Origin of the sequence: Verminephrobacter aporrectodeae subsp. tuberculatae At4, from assembly GCF_000193225.1 — a bacterium.
Lineage (GTDB): Bacteria > Pseudomonadota > Gammaproteobacteria > Burkholderiales > Burkholderiaceae_C > Acidovorax > Acidovorax aporrectodeae.
Genome location: NZ_AFAL01000048.1, coordinates 1 through 16,716, shown reverse-complemented (window position 1 = coordinate 16,716; position 16,716 = coordinate 1). Strand labels below are relative to the sequence as shown.

15 protein-coding genes and 1 pseudogene are annotated in these 16,716 nt (G+C 59.2%); 10 read left to right on the top strand and 6 right to left on the bottom strand.

Going from position 1 to position 16,716, the window contains the following annotated elements:
- The 5 genes from VTU_RS25330 to VTU_RS25325 form a co-directional block, all read left to right on the top strand.
- The coding region (locus VTU_RS25330; RefSeq protein ID WP_010100230.1) for a formate dehydrogenase accessory sulfurtransferase FdhD at positions 1-256 on the top strand (256 nt) is incomplete at its 5' end.
- Positions 249-491: a formate dehydrogenase subunit delta gene (locus tag VTU_RS0102000; protein ID WP_010100229.1), complete on the top strand. Its 243-nt coding sequence runs from the start codon at positions 249-251 to the stop codon at positions 489-491. The genes VTU_RS25330 and VTU_RS0102000, both read left to right, overlap by 8 nt.
- A 272-nt stretch (positions 492-763) precedes the next feature.
- A complete protein-coding gene (locus tag VTU_RS0101995; RefSeq protein WP_010100228.1) occupies positions 764-1,141 on the top strand; it encodes a type II toxin-antitoxin system RelE/ParE family toxin in 378 nt (125 codons plus the stop codon).
- Positions 1,122-1,457, top strand: coding sequence for a helix-turn-helix domain-containing protein (locus VTU_RS0101990; protein WP_010100226.1), 336 nt, complete (start codon positions 1,122-1,124; stop codon positions 1,455-1,457). The genes VTU_RS0101995 and VTU_RS0101990 overlap by 20 nt, the downstream gene beginning before the upstream one ends.
- A 160-nt stretch (positions 1,458-1,617) precedes the next feature.
- Positions 1,618-1,875, top strand: a complete 258-nt coding sequence (locus VTU_RS25325) for a hypothetical protein (RefSeq protein ID WP_010100225.1) — start codon at positions 1,618-1,620, stop codon at positions 1,873-1,875.
- A 103-nt stretch (positions 1,876-1,978) separates the two neighbouring features.
- Here VTU_RS25325 and VTU_RS0101975 read toward each other — a convergent pair whose 3' ends face one another.
- Positions 1,979-3,190, bottom strand: a complete 1,212-nt coding sequence (locus VTU_RS0101975) for an MFS transporter (protein WP_050809423.1) — start codon at positions 3,188-3,190, stop codon at positions 1,979-1,981.
- A 59-nt stretch (positions 3,191-3,249) separates the two neighbouring features.
- Here VTU_RS0101975 and VTU_RS0101970 point away from each other — a divergent pair, with 59 nt between their 5' ends.
- The 3 genes from VTU_RS0101970 (at position 3,250) to VTU_RS0101960 (ending at position 6,091) form a co-directional block, all read left to right on the top strand.
- Positions 3,250-4,302, top strand: a complete 1,053-nt coding sequence (locus VTU_RS0101970) for a GlxA family transcriptional regulator (RefSeq protein ID WP_010100223.1) — start codon at positions 3,250-3,252, stop codon at positions 4,300-4,302.
- A gap of 142 nt (positions 4,303-4,444) precedes the next feature.
- Positions 4,445-5,557 carry an XRE family transcriptional regulator gene (locus VTU_RS0101965; protein WP_029554018.1) on the top strand — a complete coding sequence of 371 codons (1,113 nt, stop codon included), beginning with the start codon at positions 4,445-4,447 and terminating at the stop codon, positions 5,555-5,557.
- A 12-nt stretch (positions 5,558-5,569) separates the two neighbouring features.
- On the top strand, positions 5,570-6,091 hold the full coding sequence (locus VTU_RS0101960; RefSeq protein ID WP_010100221.1) for a hypothetical protein: 522 nt from the start codon (positions 5,570-5,572) through the stop codon (positions 6,089-6,091).
- A 94-nt stretch (positions 6,092-6,185) separates the two neighbouring features.
- Here VTU_RS0101960 and VTU_RS0101955 read toward each other — a convergent pair whose 3' ends face one another.
- From VTU_RS0101955 to VTU_RS0101935, 5 genes are read right to left on the bottom strand one after another with little or no spacing between them, the layout of a single operon-like run.
- The gene (locus tag VTU_RS0101955) at positions 6,186-9,230 is read right to left on the bottom strand and encodes a type III restriction-modification system endonuclease (protein WP_010100219.1); all 3,045 of its coding nucleotides are present in this window, start codon (positions 9,228-9,230) and stop codon (positions 6,186-6,188) included.
- Positions 9,231-9,240: 10 nt separating this feature from the next.
- Positions 9,241-11,187, bottom strand: coding sequence for a site-specific DNA-methyltransferase (locus VTU_RS0101950; protein ID WP_010100218.1), 1,947 nt, complete (start codon positions 11,185-11,187; stop codon positions 9,241-9,243).
- A gap of 25 nt (positions 11,188-11,212) precedes the next feature.
- Positions 11,213-11,890 (bottom strand): DUF4391 domain-containing protein, encoded by a 678-nt coding sequence (locus tag VTU_RS0101945; protein ID WP_010100217.1) that lies wholly within the window; start codon positions 11,888-11,890, stop codon positions 11,213-11,215.
- Positions 11,887-15,156 (bottom strand): helicase-related protein, encoded by a 3,270-nt coding sequence (locus VTU_RS0101940; RefSeq protein ID WP_010100216.1) that lies wholly within the window; start codon positions 15,154-15,156, stop codon positions 11,887-11,889. Before VTU_RS0101940 ends, VTU_RS0101945 begins: the two co-directional genes overlap by 4 nt.
- On the bottom strand, positions 15,156-16,052 hold the full coding sequence (locus tag VTU_RS0101935) for a helix-turn-helix transcriptional regulator (RefSeq protein WP_029554017.1): 897 nt from the start codon (positions 16,050-16,052) through the stop codon (positions 15,156-15,158). The genes VTU_RS0101940 and VTU_RS0101935 overlap by 1 nt, the downstream gene beginning before the upstream one ends.
- 115 nt (positions 16,053-16,167) lie before the next feature.
- Here VTU_RS0101935 and VTU_RS0101930 point away from each other — a divergent pair, with 115 nt between their 5' ends.
- Positions 16,168-16,392, top strand: coding sequence for a helix-turn-helix domain-containing protein (locus tag VTU_RS0101930; RefSeq protein WP_029554016.1), 225 nt, complete (start codon positions 16,168-16,170; stop codon positions 16,390-16,392).
- 133 nt (positions 16,393-16,525) lie between these two features.
- Positions 16,526-16,716 (top strand): annotated as a pseudogene (locus VTU_RS25320) (C4-dicarboxylate ABC transporter substrate-binding protein); the annotation flags it as partial.

Sequence of the window (16,716 nt, the reverse complement as noted above, 5' to 3'; positions counted from 1 at the left end):
CATCGGTGCCTTGGTCCGGGAGGGGCACGACGTCGCGCGCGGATTCATCGTCTCCAGCAGCCGCGCGAGCTACGAGATGGCGAGCAAAACGGCGCGCAGCGGCGCGACGCTGTTGGCCGCAGTGTCCGGTGTGACCGGCCTGGCGATCGACCTCGCGGAGGCCGCAGGTCTGGCGCTGGTCGGATTCGCCCGCGGCGACGCCATGAGCATTTACTCCCACGCCGAGCGCGTGCTTTGGGACCGTTCGCATGGATAGCGAAAACTTGATCCGCATGGCCAACCGCATCGGCGACTTCTTCGAAGCCATGCCCGACCGGGACGCGGCCCTGGAGGGCATCGCCGGACATCTCGGAAAGTTCTGGGAACCCCGCATGCGGCGCGAGTTCCTGGCACTGGCAGACAACGGGGCTCCCGGCCTGAGCGCCATCGTGCGGGCCGCCGTCGAGCGCCACCGAGGGCTCCTGGGGATGAACGCTGGCGGCGCAGGTTGATGGTGCGTGCTCGCGTGCTGGCGCAGAGGAACAGCGTTTCCATCGCCTGGCCCAAGTTTGTCACTTGCCTCTTTCAACCCCAATAAAATCAACAATTTAGAGCGATTCCCCGGTGTGTATGGCACTCCATTTTTGTAGTTGCCTACTCGGTGATGATCCAACGCAAACGGCCGGTTCAGACGAGCACACGATGGGTGCGGCCGGGATTGGGGTCCATTCAGTTTTCGTCTGTCGTGCTTATCGTATTACCTGAACAGATATAAACTACTAGCATGGCCGACAAAGAAAAACCGCTCGAATGGATCGCGAGCAGCTACAAGGCTCTGATGGCGTTGCCGCCCGACGTGCGCCACCGTTTCGGTTACGCGCTGTCGCTGGCGCAGATGGGCGACCAGGACGACGCGGCGAAGGTGCTCAAGGGCTTCGGCGGTGCCGGCGTGCTGGAAGTCGTCGAAGACGATGCGGGTGGCACGTATCGGGCGGTCTACACGGTGAAGTTTGCGGAAGCGGTGTTCGTCCTGCACTGCTTCCAGAAGAAGAGCAAGAGCGGGATCGCCACGCCAAAGGTGGACATGGACATCATCCGCGCTCGGCTGAAGGTGGCCGAGGCAATGGCACAGGAGTTACGAAATGCAAAAACGAATCGTTGAAGGCGTCGAGGTTCAACGCAGCTCGGGCAACGTCTTTGCCGACCTTGGGCTGCCCGATGCCGAGAAACTGAAGATCAAGACCGGCCTGGTGGTCGAGATCAGGAAGGCAATGCGCACCCTTGGGCTAACACAACAAGCGGCGGCCAAGCGTATGGGCATCCCGCAACCGAAGGTATCAAGCATGATGCATGGAGACTTCACCAACCTGTCCGAGCGCAAGCTGATGGACTGCCTGAATCGCCTCGGCTACGACATCGAAATCAAGGTGCGGCCGGCGGCCGAGCCAGTCGGGCATCTGACGCTCGCCACCGCCTGACCGGGGGCTTGACCGTTGTGCTGCCCAGCAACACGGGAACACCGGCCTTCGATGCTTTGGTGGTTTTCTCAACCTGGTATCCGATCGGCGTGATGCTGCTGGTCTTTGCCTCATTGCCCCTTGGGTGACTGATCCGCGCCAGAGCACAGGAGCGGCGCAAATGAGCGTGCCGAACATCGAGGCGCTTGCCAGCGCGTGGGCGCGCATCGCGGAGGAGGCGACGCTTCCGCCCGACTACGAGGGCACGGCCTCACCGCAGGCGCATCGGGCCTGCGAAGCCATTCAGGCGCGGATTCGTAATCACATCGTCGCCACCAATGACATGCGTTTGTTTGGTCTGTTGCATCTGCTTGGCCAAGCATCGCTGCGCCTCAGAAAGGTTGTGAACTGTCAGCATGGCCATCGCGATCACTCCTGAATGCCTTCGATACATGCATTTTGCTACTGTGCCTTCCTCGCAAGCCGCGCGCCGGCGTGCATCGGCAGGAGAAACAGCGCGAGCGGCGCCCAGGCCCCAGCGCCTATCCAGTGGCGGTGGCGCGCGGTTTCGACGTGCGCCAAAGCCATAGCGTGGACAAAGCGGCGAGCGCCACGAACGGCAGTACCAGCCCATTCACGGTATTCCAGCCCTGGCTGTTGAAGGTGGCCCCGGCCAGCAGCGAGCCCGTGGCCACTACGGCGAAAGTGATGAACTCGTTGGCCGCCTGCGCCCGGGCGCGGTCCGCGGCGCCCGCGTTGGCCAGGCCCTGCGTGAGCAATGTGCTGCCGCCGACGAACATGAAATTCCAGGCCAGTCCGTTCAGTGCCAGCGCGCCACCAAAGTGCGCCAGCGAGGTCCCGCTCAAGGCCAGCAGCACGCCCGCGACGAACAGCGCCGCGCCCGACAACAGGACGCAGGTGACGCCCCAGCGCGCAATCAGCCGACCGGTAAAAAAGCCCGGCGCGAACATGCTCAGCAAATGCCACTGAATGACCGAAGCCGCCTCGCCCACCGACAGACCGCAAGCGACCACCGCCAACGGCGTGGCGGTCATCACGAAGATCATGATGGCGTAGCCCAGCGCGCTATTGCTCACCGCAGCGATAAAGCAGGGGTTGCGCGCCAGGGTCCGCAGCGGCGTGCTGACCTCGCCGGCCCGGGGCGCTGCGTCCGGCGCCAAATTCAGCTGCGACAGCACCAGGGTGGATGCGCCCGCAAGCGCCATGACCGCCAGGTAGGAGCCGGCAAAGGTATGCGGTGCCCATATGTCGCGGGCCCAGGCCGCGAGCGTCGGTCCGACGATGGCGGCGACCACGCCCCCGCCAATCACCAACCCGATCGCCCGGGGTTTGAGCGCGGCGGACGCGGCTTCGGTCGCGGCAAACCGGTAGTACTGCGCGCAGGCCTGAAACAGGCCGAGCAGCATATTCGCCAGACAAAACCCGACAAAGCTGCGGTCCGCGATGGCCCAGGCGGCCAGGGCGCCCCCCAGGACGCCGGCGCAGGCGCCGAGCACGAACAAGGGCCTGCGCCCCCGTCTCGCCATGGCCAGCGACACCGGGATGGTGCCCAACGCGGTAGCCACGATGACCAGGGCGAAAGGCAGCGTGGCCAGGCTGCGCGCGGGCGCCAGCATGGCGCCGACCAATCCGGTCAGCGTCAGCCCGATCGCCGATGCGCAAACGTACAGGGCTTGGCAGACGACCAACAGCCGGACATTGCGATTTTCCCGGGGTGCAGCGTATGCAGTCATGCCCCGAGCATAGGTCGATGCACAATGTCTGCCCTGACAACATAGCCGCAGATCCTGCCATGCACAGCCCCCTGCACCCTGCGTCTGCACCGACCCGTCTGATCGTTCTGGTGGCCTACGACGGCTGCCAATCACTGGACGTCACCGGCCCGTGGGAGGTGTTCACCAAGGCCGCGCGGTTTGCCGCGCTGCGCGGCGCGCCCGATGCCTCCAAGGCCCGCCCGGCCTACCGCCTGGTGCTCGCGTCCCCCCATGGGGGCGCCGTGCGCACGAATTCGGGCCTGCACTGGGCGCACTCGACGGCAATCGCCGGGATTCACGGCCGCATCGACACCGTTCTGGTGGCCGGCGGCGACGCCGAGGCGTTCGAGCCCGGCGGGTCGGCGGCCAGCCTGCTGCCCTGGTTGCAGCGCAAGGCCCGCGTGGTCCGGCGCCTGGGCAGCGTGTGCACCGGCGCATTCGCATTGGCGGGCGCGGGCCTGCTCGACGGACGCCGCGCCACCACGCATTGGCAGCACTGCGCGCGCCTGGCCAGCGCCTACCCCGCGGTGCGCGTCGAGCCCGACGCCATCTACGTGGTGGACCCGCCTTTCTACTGCTCGGCCGGAATTTCAGCGGCGATGGACTTGTCGCTGGCCTTGGTCGAAGCCGATCTGGGGCAGTCGGTGGCCCTGTCCGTGGCGCGCGAGTTGGTGCTCTACCTGCATCGCCCCGGAGGCCAGGCACAATTTTCTGCCGGCTTGCAAGCGCAAATGCAGGCCGGGCAGCGCTTTCGGGATTTGGTGATGTGGATGCTCGAGCACCCGAAAAACGATTTCACCGTGCGCGCACTGGCGCAGCGCATGGCCATCAGCGAGCGCCATTTCGCGCGCCAGTTTCTCCGCGAAACCGGGCAAACGCCGGCCCGCTTTGCCGACGCCGTGCGCACCGACCATGCCAAGCGCCACCTGGAGCAGACCACCTGGCCCCTGAAGCAGGTTGCGCAGCGCGCAGGTTTTGGCTCGGTCGATAGCCTGCAACGCAGCCTGCGGCGCCATACGGGGATCAGCGCCGACCTCTACCGCCAGCGATTTGGCCGCAGCACCGCCGCCGGGGGCTTGTCCGGCACATGAGGGGACTGCATTGCCCGGTGCACCTCTGCACAGAGAGGATGGCAACGCAGAGCAATCGCCAAACTTGCGAATGTATTTATGCAAAATAATCTTGCGTTTCAAGTTTAGCAAGACTAAACTGCGGATTCAGGAGGTGACCGCCATGCTCGAAAAGATCTCGCACAAGCTGATCGGCTACCGCGTCAAAGCGGCGCGCGAGTCCAGGGGCTGGACGCAGGATCAGCTCACTCAGGGCTTGGGCCTGAACGACCGCCAGACCATCTCCGACATCGAAAACGGCAAGCGCGCCCTCAAGCCGGACGAGATGCTGACGCTGTCCGACCTGCTGGACCGCGACATTGAGTTCTTCATCGACCCGTTCGCCGTTGCTGGCGAGGCGCAGTTTTCCTGGCGTACCGCGCCGGAGGTGCCCGAGGACAGTCTGGACGGGTTCGAGCTCAGGGCCGGTCAGTGGATCGGCCTGCTTCGCTGGTTGCGCGAGCAGCAGGACAGCCGGTCGAGTGTGCTCAAGCGTGCCCTGCGGCTGTCCGCGCAATCGTCCTTCGAGGACGCGCAGGAGCGCGCGGAAAGTCTGGCCGCCGAGTTGGATCTCGGCGTCATCCCGGCCGAAGGCCTGATCGACAAAATCGAGCGCGCGCTGGACATCCCGGTGCTGTTCATCGATACGGTCGATAGTCAGTCCATCTCGGGTGCCACCTGTCACCTCGAAGAGATGGCTGTCATCCTGATCAACCGCAACGAGAACGAAGCCCGGCGTTTCTTCGATCTGGCGCATGAGCTTTTCCATGCCCTGACCTGGGATGCGATGCAGCCGGATCACCGGGAATCGAACTCCTTCGAGGAGCGCAGCAAGGGCAAGCGCATCGAGCAGTTGGCGAACAGTTTCGCCGCAGCGCTGCTGATGCCGAGCGCGTCCCTCGACCAGTTGATCAAACGTGAGCATCTCGACAACATGGCGCACCTGTGCCGAGTCGCCGCCCTGCTGCGGGTTGCCCCCGTCACGCTGGCATGGCGCTTGTTCAACCTCAAGCGCATCGGTGCCGACACCCAGCGCAGTCTTGCGCAAGAGAAGCAACGGCCATCGGTATCCGGCCCACCCAAGCGGTTCTCTCCCACCTTCGTGAAAATGCTTCACGAGGCCCTGGAGAATGGAAGGCTGTCGGCCCGCAAGGCCGCCAAGGCCACGGGGCTTGGACTCGGCGGGTTGACCGAGTTGTTTGCTCAGTACGCGCTCAGCGCACCATTCGAGCTCTGAGGTGCGCGCCGTATGCCGAAAATTCGGGTTTTCGCAGACACCAACGTCATCCTCGAATCATTCCGAACGGGCTGCTGGACGGCCATCAGCAAGCACTTCGCAATCGAGACCGTCGAGAAGTGCGTTGAGGAAACGCTGACAGGCAACCCTGGCGATCCCCGCCACGTTGCCGTCCCGCCTGCCGACCTGGCGGCTGGCCTGGCCGGGCAGCATCCGGTCACCCGCAAGGAACTCGCCACCCTGGTATTGGGCCACCTGCCGAGCAACACCCTGGACGACGGCGAGAAGCATCTCTTCGCATGGCTGTTCGCCAACAAGCTATTGCCCTCCCATGCGATCGCAGTCACGACGGCGGACAAAGCTGCGCTGGTGGCATCGAACGGGTTGGGCTGGCTCGATTGCATGAGCTCGCTGGAGGACCTGGCCCGCAAGGCGGGCGTCGGTCGGGTCACTCTTGATGCGCTCGCTCTGCAGTACCGCGAGGACTGGTTGTCCAGCGTCAAAACCAAGATCAGGTTGGGAATCATCCCGTGAGCAACGTTTGACGCCGAGGGCGCGTCCATCAAAGGGAGAAGGCTCCTTCGCCATGTTCAAGAAGCATCGGGTGGCTTGCTTTTATCTGTGGTGACTACTTCACCAACTCCATCAGCTTGCCGAAGCTGTTCACAACTTCGTACTTCACGTTCTCGGGGGCGTACCTCCTGTTGATTTCGTCGAAAAACTTGCGAGTGCACTTGATCTTGGTTTTCTCGATCTCACTGAGCACCATCGATGACATGGAGCCCTTGGTCTCGGCCACGAAGTAAACGTGTTTGACCGTGCCTTCCTTGAACGACACGGCCCAGTCGGGGTTGTAGTCGCCGACGGGGGTGGGGATCAGGAAGCCGCGAGGCAACTTGGCGTACACGACGACTTCCGTGCAGGTATCGAGCTCCTTCACAAAGTCTCGCTCAATACCGGAATCCGTGATCACGTAGTCGTAGATGTGCCGCTTGAGCTTGTCACCGGCCTTGCTGAAATCCTGCTTGGTCTGGCCTGTGGTGAAGATGTCAAGGTCGAACTTGTCCTCGACCGGGTCGTAGGCCAAGTGTTCGATGATCATCGTTGCCTTCTGCTCGTTGATCAGTCGAACGGCTTCGGCGATGAAGCTTTCCGGATTGGTGCGGAACTGTGTAAAAACCGCGACGCTGATCCCCTTGAGAATGTCTGCCGTCGTACGCCGGGTGAGTTGCGTCCCCTCGGCGACCTTCCCGATGAGGTCGTACTTCACAGTCGAGTGGATGGAATGCACATTCTTTTCAGTTTGGGTGGCCCTGAGCACAAACGCCTCACCGTCCTTGAGCCCGTCATAGGTCACCAAGGCAGTCTGCTCGCCGGTCTGAATCGTGTACTGCAACGGCGTCACGCGGAGGCTCTTGTCCAGTTCGGTGACGGCCTTCGATACCAACTCCGCTGAATCAAAATCAACACTGTAGGCTGCCTTGCGATTGATTCGATTCCATAGCTCCTTGAACTCCTGTTTGTCAAAGTTGCTGTTGAGCGGGTTCTTTTTGGGGCGACGGTCGTCGCCGATCCCAAACATTTGGCGGTCGCTGAAGACGCTGTCGATCAGTTGGTACACCTGCTCGGCATGAGCCTGCAGTTCCTGGGGCAGCGGTGCCAGGGTGCCCTTTTTCTTGGCCTCGTGGTATGAGCCTGTGATGCAGTCGGTGTCGTCGCTGTAGTCGTTCCTGAGCAGGTATTTGTAGATATGCTTGGCCAATTGCGGCGTGACTTCGACGTCGCCGGTCGCGGTCTTGAGGACCTTGCCGGTGAAATAGGCTTCGTCTGCCACCTTGGGTCGGGCCGACAAGGACTCGCTGATGTCCTTCTGCAGTGCAGAGACGAAGTCTTTGTAGCTCTCGCTGGCCACGACCGTCAGCACGTTGACGTCATGGACGATGGCGGGATGATCCATTCGGTCGCCAGTCTGGTTGACGGACAAGCGCAGGCCACGGCCCACTTCTTGACGCCGCGAAATGGTATTGTCACTGTGCTTGAGCGCACAGATCACGAACACGTTCGGGTTGTCCCAGCCTTCACGCAGGGCGGAGTGCGAAAAAATGAAGCGTACCGGCTCCTGCAATGACAACAGGCGTTCCTTCTGCTTCAAGATAAGGTCATAAGCATCCACGTCATCAGACAGGCCGGCATTCTCGCCACGGGCAGCAACAGCGGGGTCAACGTCACGCTTGGTCTTCTTGTCGATGGAGAAATAGCCTTCGTGGGTCTTGGCTGGATCGATGTCTTTCAGGTACTTGATGTACGGCGTTTCATCCAAATTCAGCACCTCGTTCAGGTACTGGCTATATTCCTCTTCGAAGATCCGTGCGTAGTCACCTTTCTGATCGGCCGCAGCATAATCCCGGTACTTGGCCACTTCGTCAATGAAGAACAAGGTCAGAACCTTGATACCATGCGGGAACAGTGTCAGCTCCTTGTCGAAGTGAGCCTTGATGGCCTCCCGAATCTGGATGCGACGCAGCGCTGCTTCGTTCACATCCCCATCGACCTCGCCGACGAACAGTTCCACCCCATTGGTAAAACTCAAGGTGTCGGTGTTGGCGTTGATGTCTGACACCACATAGCCACGGTACTGATCCAACCCGTTTGAAAGGTCGAACAGGTTGTCGGTCTTCCCCAGCTTGCGCAGCACGCGCTTGATCTCGCCGCTCTTCAGCTTCTGCTCGAACTCGACACGCGCCTCCGGCGGCTTCTTGGTCGAAATATCGATGGACTGCAGATACAGGTAGGCATTGGTTCCGGCCAACCCCTTCACTGAGATGCCTCGCACGGCGATTTTCTTCACCAGCTTCTGGTTGTAGGCATCCAGCGCGTCCAATCGGTGGATTTTGTTGTGCGTGGTCTTGTGGGTCGCCGAGTAGCGCAACACCATCAGCGCCTTGAATTCCTCCAAGGACTTCAGGGTTGCTGCACCTTCCATTTTTTGTGGCTCGTCCAGGATCAGGATCGGGCGGTTGGCGCTGATCACATCAATCGGACGGCGAGACTGAAAGTCATCCAGTTCCTCGTAGATGCGGCGGTTGTCAGCACCTCGCGCGGCAAACGCCTGCACGTTGATTACCATCACGTTGACCCCGGCGTCCGACGAGAAGCTCTCCAACTGGTGCAACTGCTTGGAGTTGTAGATGAAGAAGCGTACCTTCTTGTGATAAGTTTCCAGAAAGTGCTCGGCCGTGATTTCCAGCGACTTGGCCACACCTTCGCGGATGGCAATGCTGGGTACAACGATGATGAACTTGCTCCAGCCGTACTGTTTGTTCAGTTCGAAGATGGTCTTGATGTAGCAATATGTCTTGCCGGTGCCGGTCTCCATCTCGATGTCGAGATTCACCTTGCTGACCTTGGTCTTCACCAGTTCGGACGACTGCGGCAAGTTCTGTTGATTCTGAACCCGAACGATGTTCTGAAGCAGCGCTATGTCTCCCAGCTTCAATTCGGCGTTCTTGAACCCCGATTCCGTAAACAAATCTTCCACCCCTTTCTTGGCCTTGCCAGGGTCAATGCGATAGCTGATGGCCTCCGCCGATGCAGGGGGTTGTCCTCTGAAACAGTCAACCACGGCTTGCACCGCTGCCGTCTGGTAGGCCTGGGTTTTGAATTTGAGTTTCATCGCCGTCCCATCAGATGCACTTGACTTCAGTGGCGGGCGACAACAGCTTGAAAATCTGTTCGACGTTGATTTTGACGGCGCTGTTCTTGAACCCGGCATCGCGGAACACGACTCGCAGTGGCTGGTGCTTGGCCAGCTCTTTGACGAAATCTTCATCGATACCACTGTGCTCATCGAAGCAGGCGACCAGCACGTTCCCATCGACAAAGTACACATCCTTGCCTCGGATAGGCCGCCTGGCAATGGGCAACGTTAGGTCGACGCCCCAGTCCAGCATCACTTGGAACAGCAGATCCTCGGGGATACGATCGGGCTTTATGTTATCGACGAGTAGATCAATCTGTCCTTTGTCGAGGGTATTCGGCGCGTAATAGACATCGGCCATGTTCGCTGTATCGATCTTCAGAACGCGAAAGCCCACATCCTTGTTCCATTCATCATGCGACGGACCACTCAGGATAGTTTGTCCCGCTCGACGAATTCGCTCCTTGGTAATTTCGGCAATCGTCTTATATCCGGCCTTCGCTGCACTGCTGTCGGAGTCGCAAGGCGCGTCGAGTTGGACCATGATGAATCTTCTCCGGCCGCCGTCTAGCGCGTTCAGGGCTACCGCCGCATGCGCGGTGGTTCCCGTTCCGGAGAAGAAGTCAAGAATGATCGAATCTTTACAGGCTCCGAGGGTGATCAGGTCTCGCAGAAGTGCGCGTGGCTTGGGTGGGCTGTCGAATACGTTTTTCCCAAGCAACTCCGTGAGTTCTGCGGTGCCATTGCTGCTGCTGTATTCCGGCTTGTAAAGGATCGACTTGGGCTTGCTGGTTGGCAGGTCTCCGAATCCCGGTCTTTGCTTCTTGTAAATGTTTAAACCGTTTCGACCCTGGATTACCAAAAGATTGAAGGGTTGCTCGTTTATTTTCTTCTTGCCCCAAGTCCAGGATAGCTCGTCACCATCGTCATTTTTGGGCCACAGTTCAACATCATCTATGGAGTTCGGCCTGTCGTCCTCGGTGACATACACTTTTTGATCACGTGAAATGAAAACTGGGAACCAGCCGTTGGGCCGACGTTCCCTCGCAGCGTCCTGCCCGGTTCTGCGAAGTGTGTCGGCGCGCTTGAAAAGCCCACGCTCATCTTCCTCCCAATCGTCGAGCTTGTCCTCGTCGATTGGTAACTCGTTCACGATACAATTAAACCGTGATTTTGCATAGATTATCGTGAATTCATGTGTATCCGAAAATGCAAATGCATCGTTATTTCCCTTGAGATTCATAACGGTCGGAAGCAGTCCGATGAAATTTCTAGCACCAAATACCTCGTCCATAAGGATGCGAAGATTGGCGGCCTCGCCAGAATCTATGGAGATTATGATGAGTCCGTCCTCGCTAAGTAGGTTACGCGCCACTTTCAGTCGCGAGAAAATCATACTCAACCAAGCAGAATGAAATCTACCGCTCGAATCAGAGTTGGCGATGAGTCTATTTCCGGAAGCATCCTCTTGGTTCGAGTGCAGTTTGTAGGTCTCGATACTTTCGGCGAAATTATCTTTGTAGATAAAATCGTTGCCCGTGTTGTATGGTGGGTCGATATAAATCAACTTGACCTTACCCAGATATGTTTCCTGCAGCAACTTTAGGGCATTGAGGTTGTCTCCTTCAATAAATAGGTTCTGCGTTTTGTCGAAGTCCACGCTCTCTTTGCGGCAGGGGCGGAGCGTCTTGGCAATTGGTGCATTAGCGGCAAGCATCGCTTCGCGCTTGCCAGGCCAGTTCAGATGGTAGCGCTCTTGAGGACCTTCGACGATGGAGTCGGATAGCTCTTGTCGCAGCTGATCAAAATCAACTGTCAATTTCACTCTGCCACCCGAATCTTGGGCCTCTGTGACGCAGTTCGGGAATAGCTCCAGAATACGGATGACGTTTTCCTGTGCCAGGTTGAGTGAGTGCATCTTCAGTTTTTTCATGTTATTTTCCTCTGGTCGCCAGTAATCAGCTACTCAATTGTTCAAGTTCGATTTTGAGTCGCCGCAAAGTGGCGTTGATCTCGACCTTTCGGTTGAATTGTTTCTCTTTTGCAAGCTTGCCGGCCATTTTCTCAACCTCTCGCTGTTTCGACGCAACCTTCTCAACGCGGGCAACCAAATCGGCAAGGCTTTCTTGCGGGCGGACGGGCAATGAAATTAGCCGCTGCAATACCTGCTCGTACAAACCGCTGAGATCGAGCACAAGCGGCATGGCTACGCGCTGAGCATTGCTCGGTCGCCATGCCGTCGCAAAGTAGTCGCTGAGCACCCACCGGCTGGCGTCTGATTCGTTGGGACGCTTGTAGGCCGCGACAACCTGCGTTTGACCATCAAAGCTCAGCTCGAATACGATGGGGAACTGCACGGCCCCATCAATGCAGCGCAGCACGTCCAAATCCAGCTCTGGTGTCTTGAGCTGGATGGCGAAGACTTGAATCTCTGGCACGCCGGGTTTGGCGGGAAGGTTGATCGTTTCGGGGGCCAGTTTGTATTGCCAGACGATCTGCTCTACCTGCTCGACGAACAAGTCCTTCAGTCGCGTGTTGGCGCCGCTATGTTCGTAGATCTTGTTCTTGGGCAAGTTGCACCCAAAAGTGGCTTGCTTGGGGTAGCTGATGAAAGCGGGATGTGTGGGCTGACTCATCCGACCTCCTGAATCACGAGGAAGGTGATCAGTTCGAATTCGTCCAGCCCGGCAATGGTGTTGACCAGCGCGGTAGTCTTGCCGCTGCTGAAAAGGCTGTCCAGATCCTTTTCTTCCTTCACCTCGATCATCGAGCGGATGGTCTTGCCAAGCAGGTCGGAGTACACCTGCATCTTGCTGCCGTCGGCCGTTTCCTTGTTGAACAGATGGCATGCATCCGGAATAGGTCTAGCCTGTCCCTTGCAGCAACTGCGCACCAGATCGAGCAGGCGCTTGACCTCGGTGTGATCGTGAATGACCTCACCCTCGCGATTGATGTAGATGAGGTAGTACGGATGCAGCCGGTTGTGTTGGCTGACGTTGACGCTCGGGTTCAGGTTGCGCAGCGTGAAGATCACGCCAGGGCGAAGACCCAGTTCAGGCTTGGCTGGCACCACGGCGTGCATCCCGCTTGGCACATTGTTCAATTCGCCATGGGCCTTGACGTAGTTGAGCAAGTCCATGCGGAAGTCATTGAGCCCCAGGTCAGTTATCGATACGCCGATCTTCAGGTCTTCCAGTTCGATCACTTCCTCTTGCAGGCGGCGCAATTGCTCCTTGCGGTAGGACACGTCGTTGGCTTGGGCGCTCAGCACGTTGTCGTCCCCGGTGGCCGTGACGTCGGCAATCATCATCCGGCTCTCAACCCGCTCCTTTAGGTTGATGTACTCGTCGAGCGGGATGTCTGGCCAGTAGTTGACCAGTTGAATCCTGCTGTTGGGTGAGCCGATGCGATCCACCCGTCCGAAGCGCTGGATGATGCGCACGGGGTTCCAGTGGATGTCGTAGTTGATCAGGTAGTCGCAATCCTGCAGGTTCTGACCTTCAGAGATGCAGTCGGTGCCAATCAGCAAGTCAATCTCTGCTGGTTCGTTCGGTAGCGCGATGGCCTTCTCCTTCGAGCGCGGCGAGAAGAGGGTGAGCAATTCCTGGAAGTCATAGCTCTTCTTGAGCGTGGACCTCGGCGCACCCTTGCCTGTGACTTTGGCGCTGTGCAGGGTCTGTGTGGCCAGCAACTCCGATGCCAAATTGGCATACAGATAGTCAGCGGTGTCGGCGAAGGCGGTGAAGATCAAGACCTTCTCGTTGCCTGGGTTCAGCGGAGCGGCGATCTTTTCGAGAACCAGTGCCTTGAGGTGCTGCAACTTGGCGTCATCGGCAGGCGTGATCTTGTTCATCGACGCCAGCAAGGTATCAATGACTTCCAGATCGACTTTCAGCTCGTGCTCCCACGAAGGCAAATCCATGTCGGCGAGGCTGATCTTGACCTTGCCGCCGATCTCGTTGTCGCCAATGGCGGGCAGGTCGTCGTCATCCGCGTCGAGGTTTTCCAATTGATCGGTCAGGTCATCAATGCTGGCGACGTTGCCGGTCTGATTGAAGGTGCTGATCTTGGCCAGCGTATTCGTGTGGTTCGCACGCAGAGACTGGAGCGTCAAGCGAAAGGACTCAATCGAGCTTTCGAGACGTTTGAGCAGGTTGGTCGTCATCAACGCCTGCAGACTCTTTTCGCGGTCAGCTTGCTTGAGCTTGCCTTTGCCTGCGACCTGGGTGTCGTACATTTCCTCGTACTTCTTCAGCCGACTCGGCAGAATGTAGCTAATCGGGGCGTACACAGCGAGCTTGAGCCGAGACAGTTGCTCAAAGATCTCTTTAAAGCTCATTACGTCGGCTCGCTGCGTGAGCGGACTGTGAAACGACAATGGTTTGCCGCGCTCGGGAAATGGGCCGATATCCTTGGTGTTGTAGAAGGTCTGGATGTGCTTGCGCGAGCGCGCGATGGTGACGCTGTCGAGCAATTCGAAGAAGTCGAAGTCCAACGAGTCCAGGATGGCCCGCGCTGTTCGCCCTTCTGGTGGAAGCTTTGCCCAAGCGTTGAAGCAGGCCTGCGCACCACGGAAGATGTCCTCTACCGTCTTGCCGGTGCGCAGCTTCTTGCTGAGGTTCTCAGAGTCCCCCTCGTAGGCCAGTGCCAGTTGATTGCGCAGGTCATTGAAGCGGTTGTTCACCGGGGTGGCCGAAAGCATCAGCACCTTCGTTTTCACTCCCTCCTTGATGACCTTGTTCATCAGCTTCTGGTAGCGGGTCTCTTTGTCCTTGTAGGCGTCATTGTTGCGGAAGTTGTGCGACTCGTCGATTACGACGAGGTCGTAGTTGCCCCAGTTGATGCGGTTCAGCGGTGTTCCAAATGACTCGCCGCTGGTGCGGCTGAGGTCGGTATGGCAGAGCACGTCATAGTTGAACCGGTCGCGGGCGAAGATGTTGGTCTTGAGGTTGCGGTTGTAGCTCAGCCAGTTGTCAGCCAGCTTCTTGGGGCATAACACCAGCACTGAGCGGTTTCGCAGCTCGTAATACTTGACGACTGCCAAGGCCGTGAAGGTCTTGCCCAAGCCGACGCTGTCGGCCAGGATGCAGCCGCTGTAGGTCTCGAGCTTGTTGATGATCCCGGTGGCTGCATCCTTCTGGTAGTTAAAGAGCTTGTTCCAGATGAGAGTGTCTTGGTAGCCGGTGCGGTCGTTCGGCAGGACGTCCTCGTTGATGTCGTCCAGGAACTCGTTGAAGATGTTGTAGAGCGTCAGAAAGTAAATGCTCTCGGGCGAGTTCTCCTGGTACACAGACGCGATGTGGTCGCAAATCTGCGCGGTCACATCTTCCAGCTTCTCGGGGTCCTGCCAGATCTGGTTGAACAGGCTGAGGTAGGCGGCCGTGAATGGTGGCTCGTCCATTCTGTTGACGAGGTTGGAGACAGCGTTGCCTTGCTGGTAGCCGAGGTCAACGGCGGTAAAGCCGTGCAATGGAATATAGGCGGTGTCTGCGGCGGTGGATTGCACACAGGCGAACTGTTGCATCGGGGCCTTGCTGCGATTGGACTTGAAGGTCGCCTTGCGCCGCATCCAGTCAGCACACTCCTTTGCAATCGCGCGCTGGGTCAGCTTGTTGCGCAACTGAATCTCGAACTCACTCCCGTACAGACTCCGTTCGCGGTCAGCCTTGGGAATGTGGAACTCCTTGCGTTCCTTGCGAATCTTGTCCGTGACCTCGTTGGCGACGAAAGTTGGCGAAGTGAAGATGAAGTTCAGCGCGTCGATCTTTTCCAGCTCTGCTTTCAGCGCTTCGAATGCGTACATCGAAAAGCAGGAGGCCGCGATCTTCAGGCGGGCACCGGGCTTGAGCGTCTGTTTGAGGTCGTCGCCGAGCAGGCGGTTGATGTTGTCGATGAGTTCCATCAGGAATCCGCCCTTGGAGACGTGGCATAGCCAGGAGCAAGCAGCGCGTTCTTCACACCGTAGAGTGCCAGATGGTCTTTGAGCCACAGGCGGTATTCGGGGCCACGCAGACGGTGGTCCGGGGAGCAGTCGACGCTCCAGCGCCGGAGCATGTATCCAGCCATAGCAGCCCGAAGCTTCAGCGCCAGCACACCGCCAGTGAAGCTGTAGTCACGTGCAGTGATTTCAGATCTAGGCTGGTCTGGATGCGGAACCAGTTCGATCTCGACAATCCGTGTCCACTGGATGTCGTCATCAGGACGTTCACCAAGCTTGGGGGCCTCGTCGAGTGTCGTGGGCGCTTCGATCCGGGTGATGACAAAGTCGCGGAACTCTCCGGTTTTGCGGTCGAACGCTCGGACATGCCAACGCAGGCCGCTGTCCACGAGAGCGAAGGGAACGATCACCCGCTCTGACTCTCCGCTGCTCACCGAGTGGTAGCGGATGGCGACCGGACGCTTGGCGTGGATGGATCGGCAGATTGGTGCCAGCACCTTCATGCATGGACTGCTCAGTGCCGCAGGGGACTCGCAAGGCAGGAGCGAGTGCGAATCACCGTTTACGCCATCGCCAAACCCCAACGAGAGTGCTGACAGAACGCGCTGCGGTGATTGCTCGAAGACCGGCACGAAACCCTTGCCGATGCGGTAGATCTTGTTGCTACCGTCGAACTCGATGTTCTTGGGGGCGACCTCACGGTACAGGGCCAAGTCTCGTGTTGCACCCGCCGGTGCCACTCCGAAGCGACTGCTCAGATCAGGCCGTCCGATCTCGCCAATGAAGTACAGGCGGAAGTCGATGTAGGCGAGCCGCTCTCGTTGTGCGTGGCTCAGGCTCTCGACGCGTTGGGGGTGCATGGTCACGTGCTCCTCAACCTCCGCAAACGACGGAGGGACCGAAACCATTACGTTTGCTCATTCGTGACACGCATCATATCATCAAAATGATGACATTATGCATCCAGGGTCGGGTTTGAGCAAGCGGCCAAACCATGCCAAGCGCCACTTGGAGCAAACCACCTGGCCCCTGAAGCAGGTTGCGCAGCGCGCGGGTTTTGGCTCGGTCGATAGCCTGCAACGCAGCCTGCGGCGCCATACGGGGATCAGCGCCGACCTCTACCGCCAGCGATTTGGCCGCAGCGCCGCAGCGCAGCCGCATTCCCGCCCTGCCGCCGCCGGGGGCTCGTCCGGCACATGAGCGGACTGCATTGCCCGTTTTTCCCGCGCCCATGCTGCGCTGCCATAATCCGGCCCCGGTGCCAGGGTCCCACGGACCCCGCACCCCCCGGGGGCATCCGCACGAGGCGCCGCCCCATCAACCGGAGACACCCATGCAATTCACCCGATTTGCCGCCGGCCTGGGCCTTGCGCTCAGTCTTGCAGCCGGCGCAGCCGCGCAGACCACGACCATGCGCATCAGCATCTCGACGGCCCAGAACTCGCACCAGGGCGTGGCCATCGACACCTTTGCCAAGGAAGTGGAACAGCGCACGGGCGGCCGCTACAAGGTCCAGACTTTCTA

Coding starts and splice junctions, on each gene's coding strand:
- VTU_RS0101975 (WP_050809423.1), bottom strand. CDS start 3,190: ATGACTGCATACGCTGCACCCCGGGAAAATCGCAATGTCCGGCTGTTG.
- VTU_RS0101955 (WP_010100219.1), bottom strand. CDS start 9,230: ATGAAACTCAAATTCAAAACCCAGGCCTACCAGACGGCAGCGGTGCAA.
- VTU_RS0101950 (WP_010100218.1), bottom strand. CDS start 11,187: ATGAAAAAACTGAAGATGCACTCACTCAACCTGGCACAGGAAAACGTC.
- VTU_RS0101965 (WP_029554018.1), top strand. CDS start 4,445: ATGCTCGAAAAGATCTCGCACAAGCTGATCGGCTACCGCGTCAAAGCG.
- VTU_RS0101960 (WP_010100221.1), top strand. CDS start 5,570: ATGCCGAAAATTCGGGTTTTCGCAGACACCAACGTCATCCTCGAATCA.
- VTU_RS0101935 (WP_029554017.1), bottom strand. CDS start 16,052: ATGCACCCCCAACGCGTCGAGAGCCTGAGCCACGCACAACGAGAGCGG.
- VTU_RS0101995 (WP_010100228.1), top strand. CDS start 764: ATGGCCGACAAAGAAAAACCGCTCGAATGGATCGCGAGCAGCTACAAG.
- VTU_RS0101990 (WP_010100226.1), top strand. CDS start 1,122: ATGCAAAAACGAATCGTTGAAGGCGTCGAGGTTCAACGCAGCTCGGGC.
- VTU_RS0101940 (WP_010100216.1), bottom strand. CDS start 15,156: ATGGAACTCATCGACAACATCAACCGCCTGCTCGGCGACGACCTCAAA.
- VTU_RS0101970 (WP_010100223.1), top strand. CDS start 3,250: ATGCACAGCCCCCTGCACCCTGCGTCTGCACCGACCCGTCTGATCGTT.
- VTU_RS0102000 (WP_010100229.1), top strand. CDS start 249: ATGGATAGCGAAAACTTGATCCGCATGGCCAACCGCATCGGCGACTTC.
- VTU_RS25325 (WP_010100225.1), top strand. CDS start 1,618: ATGAGCGTGCCGAACATCGAGGCGCTTGCCAGCGCGTGGGCGCGCATC.
- VTU_RS0101945 (WP_010100217.1), bottom strand. CDS start 11,890: ATGAGTCAGCCCACACATCCCGCTTTCATCAGCTACCCCAAGCAAGCC.